2 protein-coding genes are annotated in these 1,151 nt (G+C 35.9%); both read right to left on the bottom strand.

What is annotated here, in order from left to right:
- Positions 1 to 130 precede the first annotated feature (130 nt).
- Positions 131 to 934, bottom strand: a complete 804-nt coding sequence (gene agaC / locus FHL06_RS13740) for a PTS galactosamine transporter subunit IIC (protein ID WP_153387213.1) — start codon at positions 932 to 934, stop codon at positions 131 to 133.
- 1 nt (position 935) lies between these two features.
- Positions 936 to 1,151 (bottom strand): PTS sugar transporter subunit IIB (locus FHL06_RS13745; RefSeq protein WP_192918021.1); only part of this gene is annotated, 216 nt, incomplete at its 5' end.

A 1,151-nucleotide genomic window follows, 5' to 3' on the forward strand; every position in this document is an offset into this window, starting at 1 on the left:
TAAAGTCCAGCCATCAGCCTGCATTCTTTCATAGTTCATTGCAGACTGATTAAATAGAGATCTAACACCAAGCATTTTAACATCATGCTTAGATAATTTACCTCTTTGTGGAGTTTCGATATCTTTAGATTCAATCCTCATCATCTCCATTGTTGTTTGCATTTTCCATAACTGTCTTCATTTTCTTTTCGTTCTCAACATCTTTTTGACTTCTGTTATATTCGATTAAAGCAAGTGCGATACCGATAACAGCAACTGGCATTAAATTCCCAAACTTAATGAAACATGCGGCAGTGAATCCAATTAAAAGATATGGAACATATTTGGCTTTCAACATACTCTTTAAAAGTAATCCAAAACCAACTGCAGGTAGAATACTACCGGCAATTTCAAAACCATGACTTAACCAAACTGGCATTGAATTTACTAAATCTTTCATAGGTGCTTGAGCACCATAGACACATAGGAATGCAATAATTCCGTATGATAAACCAACTATCCAAGTTGGCAATAAAGCTAATTGTGTATATTTCTTTGTCTCACCATTTGCAGCATAAGTATCAAGTTTCTTTGTCAAAACTGAAAATGCTGAATAGTAGAACAAGATAATGTATTGCATCAAAATACTAAATGGTAATGCTAAACCAATAGCAGTGGCTGGTGACTTACCTGTTGTATAAGCAAGTACAACTGTCATAATACCAGCCATAATAGGGTTAGGCGGCTGTGTTCCACCAACTGGGGTTAGACCGGCAAAAGCTAATTCTGTTAGACCAGCAGCAACAATACCTAAAGTAATATTGCCAAGTATCATACCTGTGATTGTACAAACAATCATTGGTCTAAAGATGTAAAAGCCTTCCCACCAGAAATCAATACCTGAAATAATGGCAAAGATTCCAATTAAAATTCCTTGCATTAAAGTAACTTGCATCCTAGATCACTTCTTCCAAAGGTTGTTTTTTATCTTCTGGAACTTCTTGTACATAAACATTGGCACCCTTATCGGCACATGCTTTCAAATCAGCAATGTCTTTATCGTCCATGTATGTGTATTTTGTAACTTGTTTTTTACCATCGGAAAAATGCATGTTACCAATATCAATATCTTTCAATGGAACACCGCCCTCAACTAATCTACGGGCATCCTC

The organism is Companilactobacillus halodurans (assembly GCF_009600985.1).
Classification (GTDB): domain Bacteria; phylum Bacillota; class Bacilli; order Lactobacillales; family Lactobacillaceae; genus Companilactobacillus; species Companilactobacillus halodurans.

Excerpts from the sequence above, each read along its gene's own strand:
- agaC (WP_153387213.1), bottom strand. The coding sequence starts at position 934 with ATGCAAGTTACTTTAATGCAAGGAATTTTAATTGGAATCTTTGCCATT.